Origin of the sequence: Nostoc sp., assembly GCF_036917515.1 — a bacterium.
Taxonomy (GTDB): domain Bacteria; phylum Cyanobacteriota; class Cyanobacteriia; order Cyanobacteriales; family Nostocaceae; genus Nostoc.
On record NZ_JBALDE010000213.1, the window covers coordinates 1 to 21,585 of the forward strand.

At 40.2% G+C, this 21,585-nt stretch carries 16 protein-coding genes; 6 read left to right on the forward strand and 10 right to left on the reverse strand.

The features are described from left to right. The 5 genes from V7K89_RS27780 to V7K89_RS27800 form a co-directional block, all read right to left on the reverse strand. On the reverse strand, positions 1-631 hold a 631-nt coding region (locus V7K89_RS27780; RefSeq protein ID WP_335192986.1), incomplete at its 3' end, for a hypothetical protein. Positions 632-669: 38 nt separating this feature from the next. Beyond that, on the reverse strand, positions 670-1,773 hold the full coding sequence (locus tag V7K89_RS27785; RefSeq protein ID WP_335192988.1) for a GUN4 domain-containing protein: 1,104 nt from the start codon (positions 1,771-1,773) through the stop codon (positions 670-672). A 70-nt stretch (positions 1,774-1,843) separates the two neighbouring features. Continuing rightward, positions 1,844-4,021 (reverse strand): caspase family protein, encoded by a 2,178-nt coding sequence (locus tag V7K89_RS27790; RefSeq protein WP_335192990.1) that lies wholly within the window; start codon positions 4,019-4,021, stop codon positions 1,844-1,846. 223 nt (positions 4,022-4,244) lie between these two features. After that, complete coding sequence (locus V7K89_RS27795; RefSeq protein ID WP_335192992.1) at positions 4,245-5,162, reverse strand: peptidoglycan-binding protein; 918 nt, start codon at positions 5,160-5,162, stop codon at positions 4,245-4,247. 100 nt (positions 5,163-5,262) lie between these two features. After that, a complete protein-coding gene (locus tag V7K89_RS27800; RefSeq protein ID WP_335192994.1) occupies positions 5,263-6,132 on the reverse strand; it encodes a glycoside hydrolase family protein in 870 nt (289 codons plus the stop codon). A 1,120-nt stretch (positions 6,133-7,252) separates the two neighbouring features. Between V7K89_RS27800 and ada the strand changes: the two genes are divergently transcribed. Genes ada through V7K89_RS27815 form a run of 3 tightly spaced genes read left to right on the forward strand, consistent with a single transcriptional unit; the run spans position 7,253 to position 9,998 of the window. Next, a complete protein-coding gene (gene ada / locus V7K89_RS27805) occupies positions 7,253-8,323 on the forward strand; it encodes a bifunctional DNA-binding transcriptional regulator/O6-methylguanine-DNA methyltransferase Ada (RefSeq protein WP_335192996.1) in 1,071 nt (356 codons plus the stop codon). Between the two features lie 34 nt (positions 8,324-8,357). Further along, positions 8,358-8,993 carry a DNA-3-methyladenine glycosylase family protein gene (locus V7K89_RS27810; protein WP_335192998.1) on the forward strand — a complete coding sequence of 212 codons (636 nt, stop codon included), beginning with the start codon at positions 8,358-8,360 and terminating at the stop codon, positions 8,991-8,993. Between the two features lie 39 nt (positions 8,994-9,032). Further along, the gene (locus V7K89_RS27815; protein WP_335193000.1) at positions 9,033-9,998 is read left to right on the forward strand and encodes a DMT family transporter; all 966 of its coding nucleotides are present in this window, start codon (positions 9,033-9,035) and stop codon (positions 9,996-9,998) included. A 130-nt stretch (positions 9,999-10,128) separates the two neighbouring features. Here the strand turns inward: V7K89_RS27815 and dapF are convergent, their stop codons facing one another. After that, positions 10,129-10,968 carry a diaminopimelate epimerase gene (gene dapF, locus V7K89_RS27820; RefSeq protein ID WP_335193003.1) on the reverse strand — a complete coding sequence of 280 codons (840 nt, stop codon included), beginning with the start codon at positions 10,966-10,968 and terminating at the stop codon, positions 10,129-10,131. Between the two features lie 69 nt (positions 10,969-11,037). Between dapF and V7K89_RS27825 the strand changes: the two genes are divergently transcribed. Then, positions 11,038-11,256: an Hfq-related RNA-binding protein gene (locus V7K89_RS27825; RefSeq protein WP_335193004.1), complete on the forward strand. Its 219-nt coding sequence runs from the start codon at positions 11,038-11,040 to the stop codon at positions 11,254-11,256. A gap of 250 nt (positions 11,257-11,506) precedes the next feature. Here the strand turns inward: V7K89_RS27825 and V7K89_RS27830 are convergent, their stop codons facing one another. From V7K89_RS27830 to V7K89_RS27845, 4 genes are all read right to left on the reverse strand, one after another. After that, positions 11,507-13,291, reverse strand: a complete 1,785-nt coding sequence (locus V7K89_RS27830; RefSeq protein ID WP_335193005.1) for a sensor domain-containing diguanylate cyclase — start codon at positions 13,289-13,291, stop codon at positions 11,507-11,509. Between the two features lie 698 nt (positions 13,292-13,989). Continuing rightward, positions 13,990-16,329, reverse strand: a complete 2,340-nt coding sequence (locus tag V7K89_RS27835) for a cation:proton antiporter domain-containing protein (RefSeq protein ID WP_335193008.1) — start codon at positions 16,327-16,329, stop codon at positions 13,990-13,992. 425 nt (positions 16,330-16,754) lie between these two features. Then, positions 16,755-17,732: an SDR family NAD(P)-dependent oxidoreductase gene (locus V7K89_RS27840; RefSeq protein ID WP_335193011.1), complete on the reverse strand. Its 978-nt coding sequence runs from the start codon at positions 17,730-17,732 to the stop codon at positions 16,755-16,757. Between the two features lie 12 nt (positions 17,733-17,744). After that, entirely contained in the window at positions 17,745-18,644 is a 900-nt protein-coding gene (locus V7K89_RS27845; protein WP_335193013.1) for a hypothetical protein, read from the reverse strand. A gap of 630 nt (positions 18,645-19,274) precedes the next feature. Between V7K89_RS27845 and V7K89_RS27850 the strand changes: the two genes are divergently transcribed. Next, complete coding sequence (locus tag V7K89_RS27850; protein WP_335193015.1) at positions 19,275-19,901, forward strand: cysteine hydrolase family protein; 627 nt, start codon at positions 19,275-19,277, stop codon at positions 19,899-19,901. Further along, a complete protein-coding gene (locus V7K89_RS27855; RefSeq protein ID WP_335193017.1) occupies positions 19,882-21,264 on the forward strand; it encodes a PAS domain-containing sensor histidine kinase in 1,383 nt (460 codons plus the stop codon). Before V7K89_RS27850 ends, V7K89_RS27855 begins: the two co-directional genes overlap by 20 nt. Positions 21,265-21,585 lie beyond the last annotated feature (321 nt).

The following is a 21,585-nucleotide window of genomic DNA, read 5'->3' on the forward strand; positions in this document are numbered from 1 at the left end:
CTCCGAGACTTTTATTTATATTGCGATGATACGTATTATGCTTCGACGACTCGCATGAGTTTTTACTTTCTTGGACTTTTAAAACATCCTCTAAGATTTTTCCCAGCGAATTAGAAGCATCACTACTTTTAAAAGCATGTCTCCCGGCATTATACATTCCTCTAAGAAAAGTTGCAATTCCAGCTACACCTACTACTGGTGCTAATGGGGGAATCAGCGCTCCTACAAGCCAACTGGAGAATGAAAGTCCCATGCCACCAAGCCATAATGAAGCAACTGGGGCATCTTTGAACTCACCCATTAGGATCATTTGCCGCACTCTTTCCACAATTATCACAACATCTACATCTGCTATGTTTAGCTCTTTTTGAAGCAATTGTAGTGCTATCACAGATTCTTCTTTTAATTTGGGGTAATCCTGTTTAAGCTTGTCAATTAAGGCATTTTCATACTTACGGATAGGTATGCGGATTTCATCTTCTATTTCTACTGTTTCTTGTGCAGTTAAATTCAATTTTTTTGCCAATATTTCTAGATAGAGACGTTGACTATCAGCTATTTCGCCTTTTCCCTCTCGTATACTTGCTTGCATCTCATTTTTATATTTTTGACGATTTGAATTACTGGTCATAGTATGTTAGTCATTTATTTTTTGTAATGTTAAATCCACTATAATCTACATTCTTGAAGTCGGTTAAAAAATATCTGCAATCTTTTCTCCCTTTCAGAACTACTGTCTTTATAGATAGCTGAAATGTTTTTGGCTAATAGTGGAAGATAACCAAGGGAGAAAGAAGACAAAGGTTGATTATGAATATTTTCACGCAGTACCAACAATTCTATTTCTGTTGGCCTATTGAACCAATTTAGCAGGAGACTCCCTTGTTTTTGCTTATGAAGCCATCCAACCTGTTCACAGAATTTTTGCCAAGAATTAGTTTGATTTTTAGCCTGTTGCCAAATCTTGGCTTGTATGCTCAATCCAAAGTGACCTTCGCTATATCGAATCCAAAGTTTATCAATAGTTTGTAAATCGAGGCAGGCTATTTCCTCAAATCTCATTTGATGAGAGATACTCAAAATCAGTTTATAAGTCTCTTCATCAGCTTCTTGCCATTTTTTTAAAGTCAAGAGATGCCTTAACTGTTTATAATCTACTCCGCAGCTGGAAATAAGTTCGTCATCACTCAAATCTATTTTTCTTTTTAAAATTGGAATTAGATGCTGCGGTATAGATTTTGTTTGTTCTATTTTTACCCTATCGCTAGAGCCGAGTTTTCGTCCGGTTGATGCACTATCTGAGATTTCTAGACGAATAGCATTACGACCAATTTCAAATGACTCTTCAATGGAATAGCCGTTTCCTATTCCATCATAAAAGCCAACAGCAAAGGCAATTGCTGTAATATCCCACACCTCCTGTTGCATACCAATTACGTAATTAATGTGCTTGACAATTGCATTTGCTTGAAATTCTGCATAGCACGCATTTAGAAGAACGCACTTGACGTTATCTGCAACAAATTGAAATAGATCTGCTAAAGCATCAGCACCTACTAACTTTGGCTGTCCTCTATCATCTACCAGTACTAGTCCTGCTTGCCCTTGTCCATGTCCTGAAAAATGGACAATTTCAGGCTTCTCTTGTAAGATTGCCCGTCTTACATCTGTTGGGCTAGTTTCCCATCGCTGTAAAATTTGAAACTGGTTAGTTAATAGACCTCGACCGCTTAGGCTATCCTTTATTTTTTGCACCTCTTTATCAAGCTGCAAGGGAACAGTCCCTTGAGGATTAGCGGCTAGAAACAGAATTTTCATACAAACGAATTAGATTAAAGTTAGATTACTTAACCACTGTCAAGCTTATCTGTTTTGTTGTCCACTCGCGGCTGGGAGATGCAGCTACAGATAACTTTCTAGTTGGCGGTTGCTCCTGATCAATTGCCGCGAAGAGAGTATCTAGCAGATTCGCGGAGCGGGTTAATCCTTTAGCTTTAGGCTGTTCATCAAGTGAAGGTAGTTCTAGCCAACGGAAGTTTGCTTGGTCAACGGTAGCAAAGACTTTCACAGTATCTTTACCTGCCGAACTTGCTGGAATTGCTGCAACCTCTTTTTTGCCTGCATCAATTGTGACAAAAATTTCTCTTTTGTCTGGGTAAATTTGCTGAACTGACCAATCAGAAGCAATATCTAGAACAGCAACGTTCAGGTCTTGCGAAGAAGTATTATGAATTGATAGGAATACATATTCACCTGATTTGACAGTGGGATTACTGGGATCGGCAAACTTTTTCAACTGAGATTTAGGTGGAATCTCATCTCCTTCCTGATAAATATTTGATGTTCCTAGCCATTCAATAGCTAGCTTACCTGCTAAAGGCGAAGCTTTATCTCTGTTATCTAACTCGGCTGTAGCATGGTATTTGGCTAGATGAACTAATCGTTTGGTGACAGTCGCAGCAGCATCAGAGTCACTTATTTTTACAGGAGCGATATTTTGATATGGATGTCCAGTACGATCACATATCTCATATTCTCCCTTGTTATTAACAACAACTCGATAAGCAACTCCATCATCGTCATCTTCAGTTACTTTTTCTTCTGCTAACTCTACCCAACCATTACCATTTTCAGGAAGAGCTTGTTTGAGTGACTGCAAAGCATTCGGTTGCTGTTTAAAAATTTCTGGCAGAAGTTTGTTAGCTGGTACTTTCCCAGATTCAGCCAAGTCTGCTTCTGTTGCTTGTTCTTGATTAAACAGGGAAACTTTGCGAACCAGATTAATTGAAGGAGAAACTAAAACAGCTTGATCTCCATCTTCAACCTGAAGCTCTTTGCCCTCAATTGGTTTAAATAGGCACAGAGATTCAGTTGCTCCCCTTTGAATGATTGTGGCGATCGCAGTCCGATTTTTTTTATTTTTTAAATCAGTTACAGTACGAGGATAGATCGCAAATTCTGCTCCTTTAGCAACACCATTTACCTGTCCCACCCCTAACTTTGCCCGTATTTCACCTGTCTGTGCATCTTTCTCCACATTCAAAACTGGAACTGCATAAACAGTTTCAGCAAACTCATCACCAAAAATAATCCGATTTACCTCACCCATTGAGATGGGAGTTTGTTGTGGGAATTGACTGTGGATTTTGGCATTAATGCGCTCAAACAAATCCTTATAAGTCTGTCCAGGGTTTTGTTGTCTTAAAGTATCTAGCAACCAATAGGTAAGCGCACCGTTTCGTTCTTTAGTTTCCCGATTAAATGCATACTCGTAAGCATACTCATTCTGACGACAGGCTGCTAGAAGCACATAATCTCTGGCTGCGCGTAGTCCAGAGGGTTTTAGTCCACGAGGCGTTTCTTCAGTGACCGATCGCCAAGTTTCTGCTAGTGTTTCTACAGGTGCGACAAGTTCTTGACCAGGTTGCAGAGGTTTATTATCAACGCCCTCACCCCCTCGAATTTCTACATCCCCTCGCGTTGCACCCCCAGAGTGACAACAATCCAATACGACCGTAACTGTTAGTTTTTTATCTACTAATTCCTTTAACAATTGTCTCAGGTCGAGATCGCGCAGATACTGTCCTTCTGAAGTGCCAATATCTGTAGGGACTAATCCTTCATCAATGCCATCATCACCTTTAATGGATGGGAAAACTGTCTTTGCCCGTCCACCGTGTCCAGAGTAGTGGATATATACCTGCGAACCCTCTGGAGCCATTTTCTTCAGCTTTCTGAAGGAATCGATCATATTCTGACGAGTAGGTAGTTTTTCCGGGGTATCTTTCTCTAGTGGTTTGCTTGGTTCGTTCGGGTCGCTAATAGAAGCTGTCAGCTTCAAAATCTGTTCTTTTGGAACTTTCCGCTCATCAATTAAAAAAGCTTCTACATGATTAATATCTCGTACACATCCCCCAAGACTTTTGTAAAGACTACCATCAGGTAATCTGTTGGGCATATACGAGTCAATCCCGATTAATAGTGCGTACAAGTTTGCTGTTTGAGAAATTTCGTCAGCCATATAACTCCTTAATATTTCGATAAAAATGGTTAAAAAAAATGGCTAATCTAGCCATTTTTTAGAGCATTAATCTGCACCCTTCCAGAACCCTAATCTTATTAAGCTGATGTGCTTTTAAATTGCATAACTCTACTCGTCAAAAAGACATGAGGACACGGAGATGCAATTTGAATGACGATTAGCTTATTAATTTAAGTTTGGGTTAAGTGTCTGGTGCAGGAGTTTATGCAATTAGTTCAAGGGTTTGTGCTCCAGCCAATCCATCAACAACCAAACCCTTTTGCTGTTGGAATTCTTTTACAGCCCTTTCAGTTTCTGCTCCAAAGACACCATCGGCTACTCCAATGGTAAAACCTGCTGCTTGTAACTTTTCCTGAAGTTTACGCACGTCAGCACCTTCCATCAAAGGTTTGCTGAGGCGAACAATTCTAGGTTTATCATCCCAAGGCGCTATTTTAAATCCCGTTGCGGGCGATCGATTTAAAGCACTCTCGGTGTCATTTCCCCAGCGACCATCTTCTCCAATTTTCTCGTTCGGATGATTTTTGTTCCAAAGTTTCTGAAAAGCTAGTATTGTTTCTTTGCGCAGGTCTCTAGCACCTTGTCCTCGATAGTCAATGTGGGGTGGATCGCCTGCTAGAGGCTCCCAACCAGTCCCTTGTAGGAATGGTAACCACCCTTGGCGATCCTCAATATCAAGTGCCAAGCCACTTTGGTGATTACTTTTACCTGGTGCAGCTACAGGATTTGGATTCTCTCCCTTTTTTTTGGCATTATACAGCAGCATTTGCTGTGCGAGAGTTCGATAGGCTGAATTAACAACAAGTGTTACACCCCGCCTTTTAATAGCATTTTGTAATCCCAGTTTAGCTGCGGGTGGCACGAAAGGATATGCTGCATCTCCCAACTTAACATCTAGATCGTCAAAACTGACTAAAGCATTTGGGACGATGAGATTGATCTGATAAATTAATTGCTGAGATAACGCGTTGACGACGGAAGTATTCGCTCTAGGAGCATTTTGAAGCAAACCATTAAAACTGGCTCTCGGAGAAGCTTCCTCAAATTCATGAATTTCGACACAAGGTTCAATCACCAAGTCATCCAATTCGTCTGATGTATCGTTGATAGAGTCGCTCATTTTCACCTGCTTATTTATCTAGAAAAGTAAACAATCTACAAACCCAGCCTTCTTCGAGTTGAAGATATTTGTAACTAAGTTTTTTCCGAAGTTTATGAGTTTACAAACCTAGAGCTTGTAAAGTTTTTGGCCCTGCATGACCATCCACTGTCAAGCCTTTCTTTTGTTGAAATTGCTTGATTGCTACATCTGTGTCATTTCCAAAATAACCATCAACTTCAAGATTAAAACCAGCTCTGACTAAGGCTTTCTGAAGTTTGACAACATCATTCCCTTGAATGAGAGATTGACCGGGTGCAGCCAAACGCAGCACTTTTTGTGGCTCCCAAGCTTTAGCCCATTCCCAAGGCTCACTCAAAAATAAGGAGCGTTCAGCTCTCCTGCGGCGTGATAGACCTAGCAGGGCTTGACCACCAGCCTTGTCCCAGCGCAAAAACTGGTCTGCCGCTTCTTCGTATTTGCCTTGATTCAATAGCTGCAAAAGTGTTGATTCAGACAAAGCACGGACACCTACGTTGTAGCTAAAACACACCAAGGCTGAATGTTGATTGTCATTTATTTGCACTTTGACAGCATTGGCTACCGCAGTTTCAAATTTACTCAATTCTTTTTTCAGCATTTCCTCAGCTTGTGCCTTGGTAATCACCATGCCCTGGTGGACACCTTCTGTAGCTCCCCAACCTATAGTCCAAACGTTAACTGGGTCTAGATATGCGTTTAAATACAATCCCTCAAATGATTGCAGTAACCTCAATCCCTCTGAGTTAATTGTTTTTACTGACTTTCGCGGTTCTGGTACACTTCCTGGAACTGCATCATCCGGTGTAACTGTAAAAGTCTCTGCTTGAGTGAACTGCAAAGCTTTAATCAGCAAATCCACTTGTCTTTTAGTTTCTGTTACTTTGACGAGGGTCTCGTCTTCCACTTCTGACAAAGTACCATCTTGAAAGATTTGTAGTCGTTTAATCATGTAAATATTCTGAGATTTTAGTAGTACAATATACTAGTAAAACTAACCACTACTATGTAATAACACATTGTAATATGTATTATTTAGATTTTTAGAAAATAATATATTAAGAATATATAACATTATCTATGTCATTCTTATTAGCTTAATTTACTAAATACTAAGTATATATACGTGCAAATAAGTGTTACAAAAAGAAACACAAACAATGCATCTAGCAGGGTAACTGGAATCTGGGTACTCATCTTTGGGGATTTCTGACTCACGATCAAAACAAAGCCTTGTTAAACTTGAGAACTGCGAGTGTGCCACAGAAAGTTATAGACTAAGTTGATATAATCAGGTTAAATGTAGATGGCTGATATTTATAAAAAATAGTTATTAACTACACAGGTCTACTTTCGATTATTTCCATTTGTTAAGCGATCGCGACAAACTTCAATCCATAGTTTGTTTCATTCGAGTTTAAAAGAAAATTCCTCAGTAGCTAACTGAAACCAGGTAACGAACTTATTACTACAGTTATTTTTTCAGGGCAAAGATAAGCTATTACTCATAATCACTGTTTGACCCTGTGGATGAAAAACATGGTTTAACTGCGAGCAAGTTCTCGGTAATTTTCCGACAAATCTCTTAATTCAAGTTAAATATAAGTCAAAAGCTGATCGAATTTTGGCTAACTTTTGTGTTTGTCGCCTAACTAGCTTCTGGCTGCTTCCTAAACGTGCAATAGCTTATCCTTAAAGGATGTTTGAAAAGTCATCCAACGTATGTTTGACTAATCTAGCTATCGAGAAGTTGAACAAGCTAATGAGGGTTCTGGGACTTGCGATCGCTTCTTTGAGTGGCATTTTAGGCTCAAGTTGACACTTTTCAAACAACCTCTTAGACTCTGCGATCGCACATCTCAAGCAAGCAACATTTGTAGATGATTTTCATCGAGTAGTGAACACCCGTTTAGCAAATTTTTACATTAAAAAACTGAGATCATCGACTTTGATCGCAACAATCAGATAGAAAGTAGTTTATCGATACATTTAATCTAGTTTTACTTAAAGGCAAAAACTAATAATGGGCACTCGAAAGTGGGATGCTTGGCAATAAATTCTAGGAGACATGAATGCAATTACAACAGACACAACTTTTAGAAGAAACACTCTGGGAAGCAGTTCTCAATCGAGATTACACTTTTGAAGGCAAGTTTTTCTATGGTGTTCGCTCTACAGGCATTTATTGCCGACCTATTTGCCCTAGTCGCAGACCGAATCGGAATCAAGTTTGTTTCTTCCAATCGGTACAAGATGCTGAAATTGCAGGTTTTCGACCTTGTAAGCGCTGTCAGCCACAATCTGAAACGGTTCCAAATACAGCCAAAATCTTAGCAGTATGTCGATATATTGAAGCACAAGTTGATCGCATCCCAACTCTCTCGGAATTATGCTCTCAGGTGGAAATGAGTCCCAGTTATCTACAAAGAATATTCAAGCAAATAATTGGCGTATCGCCTTTTCAATATGCAGATGCGCTGCGTAGCCAACGATTGAAACAGCGTCTTCAGTCGGGGGAAGAAATTGCTGATGCAGTTTACGATACGGGGTATGGTTCAAGTAGTCAACTCTATGAGAAAGCACCTAAACAACTGGGAATGACACCAAAGACTTACCAACAAGCTGGAAAGACAATCAGCATTGTCTATGCGATCGCTCCATGTCCATTAGGATATTTGCTTGTGGCAACAACACAGAAGGGTATCTGCGCTGTAAAATTAGGTGATGAAGCAGACAAGCTCGAACACATTTTGAAGCAGGAATTTCACCAAGCGCAGATCGTGCGTGATGATCGCACACACAAAGACTGGATACAAGCAATCCTCGACTTTGTTGCAGGAGGCGAGGCACATCTTGATTTACCACTTGATATCCGTGGGACAGCATTTCAGAAACAGGTTTGGCAAGCATTACAAAAAATTCCTTATGGCGAAACCTGCACTTACACTGATATTGCCCGTAATATTGCCAAACCCCAGGCAGTCCGAGCTGTAGGTAATGCTTGTGGCGCTAATCCGATCGCGCTGATTGTACCGTGTCACCGAGTGCTGCGGAGTGATGGCAGTCTTGGTGGTTATCACTGGGGAATTGAGCGCAAACAAAAACTGCTTACACAAGAATCAGAGCGCACCGCGCGGGATTAGAATTCTTCGTTACTCGCCACTCCTTTTTCCAAAGATGACTCAAACACCTGAACTAGAATCGTTGACTGAAGAAAGTTTGACCCGTGGTTTAATGGTGCTTGCCAAACTTGATAGCGATTTGGCTCGGATTTTAGAAACACTGGGGCCTCCACCAATATGGTCAAGAGAAGCGGGTTTTGCAACACTGTTGTGCATAATTCTGGAACAGCAAGTTTCCGTAGCGGCTGCAAGGGCTGTATTTAAACGTCTATGTGAGGTTATAACTCTGACGCCAGAAAACTTTCTGATATTGGATGATGTTCAATTAAGAGAAATTGGATTCAGTCGGCAAAAGATTCTATACTGTCGTGGATTGGCTCAGGCGATCGCAACTGGTCAGCTTGACCTCAGCAAACTCCAAACAATGGACGAAACTACTATCAGAACTGAGTTAAAGCGTCTCAAAGGGATCGGAGACTGGACAGTTGATATTTATTTGCTAATGGCGCTGCAACGTCCTGATGTCTTTCCTAAAGGCGATTTAGCGATCGCGATCGCTTTACAAAAACTCAAAAACTTGGCAACGCGTCCAACACCAGTGCAACTAGAAGAAATGACACAGCACTGGCGACCGTGGCGAGCAGTTGCTGCAAGACTTTTATGGCACTATTACCTAAGTAATCCCAAATAATTACTCTTTCTTGGCGCACCGAGCATAAATATAAACTAAATGGCAGAAAATCAATTAAGCTTAATACCAGAAAAGTCTGATAAAACTTCAAATATACTGCCAATAATCATAGTAATAATTGCATTGTTAGCTTTATCTTCAACAGCAATATTTATTAAAATTGCTGTTAGAGAAATGAGCGCTGTTACGACATTCTTTAATCGTTTATGGATAGCGGCTATTATCTTTGGATTCTGGAGTGGAATTAACCAAGCACAGACTAAAATTACAGAGGATGAACCTGTATTACCACAGCAACCTTACCCAATCAAAGAAATCGCGTTTTTAATCCTAGTGGGTTTAGTTCATGTATTAGGTCGATTATCTTGGACTTGGTCGCTAACTCAGACTAGTGCTGCTAATGCTAATGCCTTAGGTTGCCTCAATCCGTTATTTACTACTTTAGGAGGATGGCTATTTTTTAATCAAATCTTTGGGCGTAAATTTATCATCGGTCTAATTTTAGCCATAATCGGTGCGATCACTGTTGGATTTGAAGATTTATTACGTTCTAATAATAATATTACAGGTGATGTTGTTGCTCTCATATCATCAATATTTTATGCAGCAAACTTTTTACTTATTGAGCAGATCCGCAATAAGTTTTCAGTTATCACCATACTCCTGTGGCGTTGTGTGATCGCAACTTCATTGATGATACCAGTTGTACTAATCTTTGAAAAACAAGTTTTTCCAATTACTTTGTCGGGGTGGTTAGTAGTATTTGCGCTAGCTGCTGTTTGCGAAGCCTTGGGTCATGGGCTAATTATATACAGCCTCAAAAATTTTTCATCAGGATTTATCTCTTTATTCTTACTACTCAATCCAGTGATTGTTGCTATTCTTGCTTGGATACTTTTCTCAGAAAAATTGAGTATTTTTAACTTATTAGGTTTGGCTCTAATTTTAGTGGGTATATATCTAGCAATTTCTAATAAAGAATCTGTGCAATCTAAAGTTAAGTGAATCTTAAGGAGTTCGTAGTCAGGACTTTAGCCCTGATTTTCTCAGCCCTAAAGTGCTTACTACAAACCCTTAAAATAAGTTTGTAGTCTTCTATGGTATTACTCAAGTAGTAATGCCAATGGTAAGTCGGTTACAGTTTACCAGTGAATACCTTTTCAGCCGGACCTGTCATGTAAACTCGTTGGTCGATTTCTGACCATTCAATTTGTAAGGGGCCACCAGGTAATTCTACAGTGGCAGTGCGATCGCATTTCCCAGTTAATACACCAGCTACTAAAGAAGCACAAGCACCAGTCCCGCAAGCTAAAGTAATCCCAGCACCCCGTTCCCATACTCGCATTTTCAAATAGTCACGGCGTACCACTTGAATAAATTCGGTATTTATGCGTTGAGGGAAAACTGGCTGATACTCAAATTTTGGGCCGATGGTTTCTAGCTCAATTGCTGCAACATCTTCTACAAAAGTAATGCAGTGAGGATTTCCCATATTTACACAGGTGACATCCCAAGTTTTCCCCGCTACCTCTAAAGGCTGAGAAATTACTTTTTTTTGGGCGGGTACAAGGGTAGTAGGAATTTCGCTAGCGAGTAACCTGGGTAAACCCATGTCTACTTTAACTTGACCATCAGATAAGAGTTGGGGAGTCATTACACCACCCAAAGTATGAATGCGATATGAATCTTGATTCCGGGATTCCCCTTCTAAGTCTGCTAAAAAGCCAGCTAAACAGCGAATGCCATTGCCACACATTTCTGGTTCAGAACCATCGGAATTAAAAATCCGCATAGTGTAATCAGTGTCGTTTTCTCCAGGCAAGGCAAAAATGACACCATCAGCACCGATACCAAAGTGGCGATCGCACAACTTGATGGCTTGCTCTGGAGTCACTACAGGCACAGATGACGAGCGATTGTCAATCAGAATAAAGTCGTTGCCTAGACCGTGATACTTAGTAAATTCAATTGCCATTTCTTCAAGGATGAATTATCAAGGATTAGTTACTCTTTATTTTGCCTTGTAGGTTCATCTTTACTAAAAATGCTTACCGAATTTGACACCACTTTACCCAGTATTAGACAAGTCCAAAACCTGATTAAACAAACAACGCCAGTAGAGTTAAAGCTGCTGACTGGTGATGTACTCATAGGAAAAATTTTATGGCAAGATCCACAGTGTATTTGTATTGCGGATGAAAACAGTCAGCAAATCACCGTTTGGAAACAAGCAATCGCCTATATCAAGCCAAAAGTAAGTTAGAAGTGAGGCAGAAAAATCACAGGAACAAGGAGTAGGGAAAATACTCCTTCTGCTCTACCGCAAAATTTGATTAGGATCAGGTTTAGTCATTAGAAATTGGGCATTGAGAAGAGACAAGGTAGACAAGGAAGAGGGAAGAGATAAGGGAGTAGACTTGTTCAATAATTACCCCTTGTCCCCCTTGTCTCCTCATCTCCCCTGCTCCCCTGCTCCCCTGCCTCTTTTTGAACCCTATTCCTCGTCACTGGACTTAGTGTTTTGCAGCACAAACCCACCTATTGCGTCCTTGTTCTTTAGCTTTATATAAAGCTTTGTCGGCTGCGTTAATTAAATCTTGAGTTGAACTTTTATCTGTTGGTCTTTGAATTGCAACACCTAAACTGACAGTCACAAAATATTGAAAGTTATTCTTCTTTTTATGGGGAATCTTTAATTCTTGAATAGATTTTTGAATCAACTTAGTTACTTTAATCGCACCTGATTCGTTCATATTTGGCAAAATGACAATAAATTCTTCACCGCCATAACGAGCTAGTAGATCGGTAGGACGCTTTAATACAGATTGTGCTGCATGAGCAACTTGTCTTAAGCATTCATCCCCAGCTAGATGTCCATAAGAATCGTTATAATCCTTGAAATAGTCAATATCAAATATAATTAAAGATAAATAATTTCCATTTAGTCTTAGTCGATTCCATTCCCGCTCTAAAACCTGATCGAAACAATGACGGTTGGCGATTTGGGTTAGAGCATCTAGCTTACTAAGTTTTTCTAGCTGAGAATTTGCTAGTTCTAAAGCATGGTTGGCTTGAGCAAGTTGATTAGCTTGAGAGCGGAATTGCTCTAATAGTTCAGAATGTTCTAAAGCGACATTAAACTGAGCAGCTAACTGATAAATAAATTGAATTTCCGACTTTTTCCATCGGCGTGAACAATGGCATTGATGAACACATAGTAATCCCCATAAAGTTTTTCCTTTCATAAGAGGTGCAACAATTTGTGCCTTGATTTGAAATTGCTCTAACAGGTGAATGTGGCAATCCTTTAGTCCAGCTTGATAAATATCTGATACTACCTGTATACGCCCTTGGTGATAAGCAACTGCATATTTTTCACCGAAACAATCATCCTTTACCTTGATCGCGAGCGTAGAATCGTAGTCAGGCAGTACATTTTCAGAGACAAATTCACCAGAGGTATAGTTCGATTCCGGGTAAAATCGAAAGATACTGACGCGATCGCTACGGAGAGCCTTACGAATTTCTCGTACAGTAGTCTTAAACAAGATGTCTAGATTCAGAGATTCACGAATTTCAGCAACTAAATTAAACAGAATATCCTGCTGCTGATTCGCTTTATACAGTTCTGCTGCTTTTTGTTCTGCTTGAGCTAAAAATTCTGCTTGTTTAACTGCAAATCCTAACTGTGTTGCAATCTGAGACAGAAACTGAATTTCTAATTTTTTCCATTCATGTGGCTGTGAGTGCTGATAAGCAGCAAGCACTCCCCATAGTTTTTTTCCAACAAAAATTGATGCAGTTGCATAAGCTCGAATATGGAACTGTTCTAAAATTTCTAAATGGCATTGAGACAAGCCTGCTGCATAGACATCTGAAACAACTAAAGTTTCATTATTACGATACCGTCCACCTTGATGTTCTTGTAGATAAGAGTCATTCCAAACTGTATTTTTTCCTAATGTCTCTACATCATCCCATCCAGTCTCTGCAAACTCAAAGTCGCTAACAAATTCTCCACCCCAGTTTTCATAGAAACGATAGACGGCAATCCGCTCGACGCGGAGTAACTTGCAAGTTTCCTTAGTGGTTGTACGAAAAATTGTTTCTAACTCAAGAGAAGCTCGAATTTTGCTAATAACTCGGAAAAGCGCCCTTTCTTGCTTCTCTAGCTGCTGAATTTGAACTTGTTTATCATGAAGTTGAGTTTCTAAATTACTAACACTAGGCTGTCCTAAAAGCTTACAGAGTAGATTAGCAGATACTTTCGTAATAATACGTAAACTTGTGTACAACATTATAAGTATAGTTTCAGTAATATTTAGAGATGAAAATAGATAGCTACAATGCCGAGAAAAACGTAACTTTTTGTAGTTTACAAGTATTATCGCGTCAGGAGGTTTCGTGGCCGCTTCTCTCCATCTGACTTTTGCCGTTAAGTCTAAAAAAGCTTGCTCACATTACAAAGGATTTTTGATAAAGTACAGTATTATACTGTACAGTAATTCTCATTATCGCCAAAGTATCTGATAACTTAAAATAGGAGATGAAAAAGTATTGTAAAGACAGAATAAATTTATAAAAAGTAAAGCTCAATTCTTAGATAAATTTAGTTATCAAACAAAGTAATCAAATTCAGTAGACTGAAAACTTGTGTGATTGACAAAGATCAAATCACGCAAACGACCCCATTAAGTACTTTTCTGCAAAAGAGAATCAAAATTTAGAGTAGTCAAAGCCAAAAGATCGCCAGTTGCCAAGCTTGATTTGTCCCCTTATCCCGCAACCACTTTTCAAACATCCTCTTAAGCTCTTACGGATGAACTGTTACCGAAACTGAGCTGCAAATTATTCAATCCATGATGATGTCCGCATCAGAGAGAACATCTTGGATCTGGGTATTATCAAAAGCGATATTATCCTAGAAGAATATGAAAAAGCACTCCCAAAGGCGCGATCGCTATATTGAATCGCTTACCTGGCAAAGTCTTAAAGTTTAATCACTCACATTATCGACAGGTAAAAATTCTTTAAGCGCTTCTGTCTCGCCAGCTTTTACCATTGGCATCGAAAGAGGTACTGAACTAGGAATCGCAAATAACTGTTCTAATTGACTCAAACCTGTCAAGCCACCACATAATAATACTTGGTCGCTGATTCGCAAGTCCATGCCGCCATCAGGATAGCGAATAAATTTACCATCGCGCCGGATCGCCTGTACCTGTACTCCATACTGCTTACCGATCTCTAAATCTTTAAGGGTTTTACCTAATGTTGGCGCATCTGCATTGACTGTAACCCACTGACAAGCACTATTTTCTCCAGGAACAACAGCTTGTCCTTTAGCTAATTCTGCTAAAGCCGCTAGTTCTTCATCTGCTCCCACCACTAGCAAGCGATCGCCTTGTGCCAATTTGGTTTGATTGTTGGGATAATCAATTTCTTCGCCGTTTACGCGGCGAATTGCCATCAAACTCACTCCTGTTAAATAGCGCATATCCGCTTCTTCTATGGTCATGCCAATTAAGGGCGAATAAGATGGTAAAGGATACCAGCGCTGATTTAAATCGCGAGTGGCTTGGCGCAAATCACGAGCAACTTCAGTTGCAGAACGCTCTGGGCGCAAATCTAAATAATGATCGTTGCGGATTTGCTGCATTTCTCGTTGTACTACTGCTGGCGACAACAAGCCCAAGCCAGTTAATAAATGAGTTGCCATTTCTAAACTGGCTTCAAACTCTGGTTGCACAACTTCCCTAGCTCCCAATTGATACAGTACTTCAATACTTTTATCCTGGGTAGCACGGACAACCAAATCTAACTCTGGGCGCAATTCCAAAGCGCGTTTCAAGCAAAGACGGCTACTTATGGGGTCTGGGAGTGCGATCGCCATTCCTTTGGCATGATTCACCCCGGCAGTTTCCAAAACGTGTAAACTGACACAATTGCCATAGACATAAGACACCCCAGCCTCACGCAACTGCTGAATTCTACTCTCTGATTGGTCGATTACCACCACAGGTAGGTCGTGTTGCAACAACAACTTCACCAAATTCTTGCCGACTCGCCCATAACCACAAACTACTACATGGTCTTTGAAGGGCAAATCTTCTGACACATCCCGCGCCTGATCTTCTTCTAAGTATGGTCTTAACCAAGGCATTGATTCGGCAAAGTTAAATAAAAATGGCACTAACCCCAGTACAAAGGGAGTAAGCATGAGAGTAACTGCGGTAGTTCCCAAAATTAATAAATATATTTGTCGGGATACTAGCCCTAAAGACTGCCCTTCACTAGCAAGAACAAAGGAAAATTCCCCAATTTGCGCCAATCCCAAACCGGCAATTATGGCTGTTTTCAAAGAGTAGCGAAATAGTTTTACTAGGGGCGTGATAATCAAAAATTTACCGACGAAAACTATTGCCACTAACACCAAAATCAATTCCAGGTTATTCCACAAAAACACTGGGTCAATTAACATTCCAATGGCGGCAAAAAATAAACTGGCAAAGATATCTCGCAGTGGTTCGACATAAGTCAGGGTTTGGTCGGCGTACTCCACCTCAGAAATCATCAAACCCGCGACAAACGCGCCCATCTCAATAGACAGCCCCAAATGCTCTGTCAATAGGGCAATGCCTAAACACAGGGCTACAACCCCTAATAAAAATAGTTCTTTACTTTCGGTGCGGGCTAGCAGTTGCAACAAAGGCGGTATCAGCCAAATCCCCGCAGCTACCGCCCCAGCAGCAAATAAACCAATCGAACCTAGCGCTGTGAGGACGGCGATGCCAATAGTTTCTGCTGGTTGATTGAGGGCTGGTAAGACTGCTAACATTAGTCCCAGCGCCAAGTCCTGAACTACCAAAATCCCTAGCATCACCTGCCCGTGAGGCGTTTCTGTTTCGTTGCGTTCCATCAAGCACTTAAGGACAACCGCTGTGGAAGACAGAGACAGAATACACCCCAAAAACATCCCTTTAGCAGGTAAAGCTCCCCAAGCTCCGCTTAACCCGCATACTACAACTGTCACCAAAATTGTCAAAGCAATCTGGAGTCCACCTCCACCAAGAGCGATCGCTTTTACCTTCTTGAGTTCTGCAAAGGAAAATTCCACACCCAAGGCGAATAACAAAAAGGCGACCCCGAACTGTGCCAAAGTCTCTACTTGAATCAGTTCTTTAATCAATCCTAGTCCCGTTGGCCCAATGACTATCCCGCCAATGAGATACCCCAGCAGCACGGGTTGTCGCAAAAGTGCCGCGAATAGTCCGCCGCAGGCTGCAACGCCTAGAACTAAAACTAAATCAATAATTAACCGAAAATCTTCTTGCACCAGTTTTTAAAGAACTCTTTAGACCTATTAGTTTAGGATACAAAGTTTTATATATCCCAGGATAGTTTGTTTAAATATTGGGCATTGGGCATTGGGCATTGGGCATTGGGCATTGGGCATTGGGCATGGGGCATGGGGCTAGAAGAGATGTTTTTTATAATGCAACAATGAGTCTTTGATACTCGCGGACGAGTCTTTAATACTCGCGGACGAGTCTTTGATACTCGCGGACGAGTCTTTAATACTCGTGAATGAGTCTTTAATACTCGTGGACGAGTCTTTGATACTCGTGGACAAGTCTTTGATATTCGTGGACAAGTCTTTGATATTCGTGAATGAGTCTCTAATACTCGCAGACGAGTCTTTAATACTCACAGGTGCAGTATTCCTCTACCCCATGCCCCATGCCCCATGCCCCATGCCCATTAAATTTTAGGCGAACTGAGGGCATTCAATAATAGCAGCGACCACGGCACTTTAATATCAGGTATAAGCCATGAGTATTTTCTCAGTACAGGCAATGCAGCAGGTAGTACAAAACGCAGAGAGCGTAATGATGCAGGCCGATCGCCATTTTCATCTACAAGATTATATTTCTTAGCCAGTTCGGCAACAATCTGTACACGTCCTGTACGGCTGATCAGATTTGGCTCACTAGCAAGTGCAGCGATCGCTCGTCCAGTTAATAGAGGAGTTTCCCAGTTGTAGCGATCGCTAATTAATGAGTTTTTCAAGTCAGTAGCATTGGTTTGATTCATTTGGGAAGCAAAACGGGAAAAAAGCTCAGTACCAACAATACCCGGCCAAATTGAAACAGAAGTGACGTTATGGGGTTTTAACTCAACAGCCATATTAGCAGCTAGGCGATCGCAAGCTGCTTTGCCAACACCATAAGCTATATCAAAAAAATAAAACATACTACCCCACGAGGAAATCGTGCAAATTAGTCCAGAGTTACGCTTAGTCATCATCCGAGCCGCAAAAACACTCGCAACATAGTGGCTGCGAAGACCAACGTTGTTGCTAGCATCCCAAAGACTTGGTTCAGAATCCCAAAAGGGCTGCCCCTGAACGTCTTTTACTGCCTGAACTCCTGAGTAAGCATTATTTACCAGTAGGTCAAGTTGTCCATCCTGTTCATCTTGAATGCGATCAAAAAGCAAACGCACCTGCTGATCGTCGCTGTGGTCTACTTGGACGGGAATGCATACACCACCGACTTCCTCAATGGCTGATTTCGTTTCACTAAGACTACCTGAAACCCCATCACTAGAAGAGTTGTTGAGGCTGCGACCCGTGACGTATACAGTTGCGCCAGCTTCACCAAGACCAATGGCAATTCCCTTACCAATTCCCCGCGTAGCACCTGTTACCAAAGCCACTTTACCTTCAAGGTGTTTCATGAGCGCTCATTTCTAATCTTTTACCGTTAAATATTGATTATTACAATATTCTTTCGTAGCTGTGACTGAAACAACTTCTACTTCTATCGGTTTTTCTTTAGTTCCGTCGATTAGAAACTCACTGGCTCCTTCATGAGGTTTTTTCGTATTTCCCCAATCATAGGTGTAACCTAAACCTGTCCAAGGATAATATTCTTGACTAGGACTAGCATCTAGGTAAGAAATTCTGTATATCTCTTGCAAAATCGGATAATTAGCAGAAATCGGTATATCAAAAACATCACAACTAGAATCATTAGTTTCTGGATCGATACATGGTCTACTTAAATCTTCAGCTTTCACCCACATTTCGACAAAATGCGTCTTATTTGAATTTCTATTTAAAATTAAGCCTAAATACTGCTGTAACCTTAGAGAAAGCATGATATTACCGGGAATCTCTATACCAATACCCTGACAATTTTGACAAAATTCTTTAACTTGAGGGACAGCTGTTAACCAAGTGCGTGTTTCTATACTTTTTTTTGTACCTATTTTCCAATCCTCAGTTGGGTTTTTAACATATTTCCAACTTGCCATCAAATATTCAATTTTGCCGTTATTTTCTCTCCATTTTACTTGAGGATTAGTTTTTGACAATGACCAAAGATTTTTTACTACTTTCTCTTCACTCGGTCTTTTTGCATCCTCAATAGCTTCATCTAACTGTCTTTTCAGAGCTTTATAACTTTCTGGTTTATTTTTCTCCAGATACTCATTGACATTTAGGTTGCTTTCTAATTGCGCTAATAAATCCTTTCTAAGGTTTGATGTACTCTGTCTGGGAATTTCTGTAGCCAGCAAACTGGAATATCCAACTGCCAAAAATGCACCTGCCAAGCTTAAAAATACTTGAGTCTTTAATTTTTTCATTAAAATAATCCTGTGAATTTCTAATAATAGGGGGAATGTCACATCCTGGGTCAAACCCAAAGATTGAATCTGATTTTATATTTATGTTTGGTTGAAATGCTATTGTGCTTAATATTTTTAATTAACTTTATCTGTATAAAAATTAATATCTACAGCAATCCTAAATCATTCGCGCTCGACAAGATCCCCGACTTCTTTGAGAAGTCGGGGATCTGCGGGTTCAATTCTCACAAATTAAATAAGATTGCTACATATCTAGTAGTCTGCCACAGGCATTATGACAAATTAATAGAGTTCATCGTAAGCAGGGGACTAGTATTTTTTACTCAGCACTTTCTTTTTCAGGCTGACATATCTGCGACAGGAAGCGATCGCAGTTGAGCTAGAGCTAATAATACCCATATAATTACTTATGATTTACAAGCTATTTTTAGGTAACTAAATTATGCCATACAGACACAGCAATGCTCATTTGTGTACCTCTGCAACATATTAACCCAAGTTGCGGGTTATCATGCTGTGGGTACTAGGGTTTTCAAAAGTTAAAAAATATTTCGCTAACAGCATCCATACTCACATTTAAAATGGGAATAATAAAGTGTTTGTTTATACTAAATAGTTAGAAATACAATGCAACCCCAACGTACTGCTGTGATCTTGATTGGTTATCAAAATGACTACTTTGCAGCCGATGGTATTCTACATAATGTGATTGAGGAATCCTCAAGAGCCACCAAAGTATTAGAAAACACCGTTGAGCTTGTACGATGTTTGGTACAAACTCCAGTGTTGATGATTGCCACACCGATTTTTTTTACGCCAAACTACCAGGAATTGGTTGAACCTGTTGGTATTCTCAAAATTATCAAGGAAGTTGGGGCTTTTCAAGCTGGTACAAAAGGATCGCAGATGATTGATGAGTTGCTACCCTTTCGCAGCAGAATTCTCGAAGTTCCCGGAAAACGAGGATTTAATGCTTTCATAAATACTAACTTAGACATGATTCTCCATGATAAAGAGATTACTCATGTAGTTCTAGCTGGTGCAGTCACTTCGGTCTGTATTGATTCTACAGGTCGTTCTGCCCATGAGAAAGGCTATCAGGTTGTTGTTTTGTCTGATTGCACTTCTGCTCGCACGGTGTTTGAGCAAGAATTTTACCACACTCACGTCTTCCCCTTATACGCCGATACAATTAACCATACCGAGTTACTTCAGCGTTTGACGAGTACAGAGAATGTCAGATTTAAGCAATGAATTGCATACACAGATTCAGTACAGTTTGATTGAGAAATTGTCTGAATCTGAGCGGCGTTACCGGGAATTGGTGGATAGTCTGCGTGAAATTGTGTTTAAGTGCGATCGCTTGGGTAATCTCAATTTCCTCAACCGAGCCTGGACAAATACCCTTGGTTATGGGATAGCAGATGTCATCGGTAGTGCTTTAGGCAATTTCATTGACTTGGACGATCGGCACTTGTGGGAAAAAACTCTAGAAAAGCTACAAACTGGAGTAGAGGTTTGCCAAACATTCCGCTTTTACCATCAAACTGGTGTAATTGTTTGGTTGGAACTGTCTGCTCAACCTCAAAGTGAAACAGAATTCTCTGGCTCACTAATCAATATTAGCGATGTCTACGAGGAGCTTCGCTTACGCAAATACGCAGAAGCATTACTAAAGCAAACGAATGAGCAATTGGAAGCTAGGGTAGAACAACGAAATACTGAGCTAATTCAAGCTAATCACGACCTAAAAGTTACCCTTGAGAAACTCAAATATACTCAGGCTCAACTGGTGCAAACTGAAAAAATGTCGAGCCTGAGGCAATTAGTTGCAGGGATTGCTCACGAAATTAATAATCCAGTTAACTTTATTTACGCTAATCTCACCCATGCATCTGAGTATACAGATGTCTTATTACAAATCTTGCAACTTTACCAGCAAACCTATCCAGTTCCCTCGCCACATATTCAAGAAGCAATAATAACCTGGGATTTGGACTTTATTCAAAAAGATTTAGGTAAGGTGCTGGAGTCGATGCAAGTTGGCAGCGATCGCATTAGAGAAATTGTGCTGTTACTGCGAAATTTTTCTCGGTTGGATGAAGCAGATATCAAAAATGTTGATATTCACGCAGGTATCAATCACACAATCACATTGTTGCGTCACTGCTTCCAAAGCGAGTCGGGAAATATGGTGATTCAAGTAATTAAAAACTATGGAGTAATTCCCCAGGTAAAGTGTTATCCTGCGCAAATGAATCAAGTATTCATGAATATTTTAAATAATGCTATCTATGCTTTAAAGGAGGTAATTGCTAATCTATCGATTAGTCAAAATCCTCAATCTCAATCGTTTGTTCCTACTATTTGGATTAGTACTGAAATCGTTGATGAAACTTGGCTTACTATTCGCATTAAAAATAATGGTTTGAGTATTCAAGAATCGGTAATTTCTAAAATATTTGATCCGTTTTTTACAACAAAACCTGTTGGTAAAGGAACTGGACTTGGCTTATTTATTAGTTATCAGATTGTAGTAGAAATGCACCAAGGTCAGTTAATATGTAACTCAAAAACAAGCCAAGAAACAGAATTTTGTATCCAAATTCCCATCTAATAACCCAAGTTACTATTTATGCTTGCAGGTGTTCAGATGGTGTTGCATAAATAATAAAATCTCCTCCAGAGGAAAATTTTGGATGGGTAATGGCTACGGAAAACATTGTTTTCTCATTTATATGAGGGGTCTGACCCTCTATTTATCATCTGTATGCACCACTGGGAAGGGGTTTTGGTCAAACCAAGCTTGTTGGTAATCAACTTGAGCGTTTATTCACAGGATGACGCTGGCTAAACAAGCGATTAAACTATGGATAATGTCAAGCAATTGTTGCTTTTAACACCACTTACATAAATTTAATCTCATTGTCAAATCTAA

Bases quoted from the DNA above. Each gene is read 5' to 3' on its own strand.
- V7K89_RS27790 (WP_335192990.1), bottom strand. From the start codon at position 4,021: ATGGCTGACGAAATTTCTCAAACAGCAAACTTGTACGCACTATTAATC.
- V7K89_RS27850 (WP_335193015.1), top strand. From the start codon at position 19,275: ATGCAACCCCAACGTACTGCTGTGATCTTGATTGGTTATCAAAATGAC.
- V7K89_RS27830 (WP_335193005.1), bottom strand. From the start codon at position 13,291: ATGTTGTACACAAGTTTACGTATTATTACGAAAGTATCTGCTAATCTA.
- V7K89_RS27815 (WP_335193000.1), top strand. From the start codon at position 9,033: ATGGCAGAAAATCAATTAAGCTTAATACCAGAAAAGTCTGATAAAACT.
- V7K89_RS27795 (WP_335192992.1), bottom strand. From the start codon at position 5,162: ATGAGCGACTCTATCAACGATACATCAGACGAATTGGATGACTTGGTG.
- ada (WP_335192996.1), top strand. From the start codon at position 7,253: ATGCAATTACAACAGACACAACTTTTAGAAGAAACACTCTGGGAAGCA.
- dapF (WP_335193003.1), bottom strand. From the start codon at position 10,968: ATGGCAATTGAATTTACTAAGTATCACGGTCTAGGCAACGACTTTATT.
- V7K89_RS27825 (WP_335193004.1), top strand. From the start codon at position 11,038: ATGCTTACCGAATTTGACACCACTTTACCCAGTATTAGACAAGTCCAA.
- V7K89_RS27855 (WP_335193017.1), top strand. From the start codon at position 19,882: ATGTCAGATTTAAGCAATGAATTGCATACACAGATTCAGTACAGTTTG.
- V7K89_RS27810 (WP_335192998.1), top strand. From the start codon at position 8,358: ATGACTCAAACACCTGAACTAGAATCGTTGACTGAAGAAAGTTTGACC.
- V7K89_RS27845 (WP_335193013.1), bottom strand. From the start codon at position 18,644: ATGAAAAAATTAAAGACTCAAGTATTTTTAAGCTTGGCAGGTGCATTT.
- V7K89_RS27800 (WP_335192994.1), bottom strand. From the start codon at position 6,132: ATGATTAAACGACTACAAATCTTTCAAGATGGTACTTTGTCAGAAGTG.
- V7K89_RS27840 (WP_335193011.1), bottom strand. From the start codon at position 17,732: ATGAAACACCTTGAAGGTAAAGTGGCTTTGGTAACAGGTGCTACGCGG.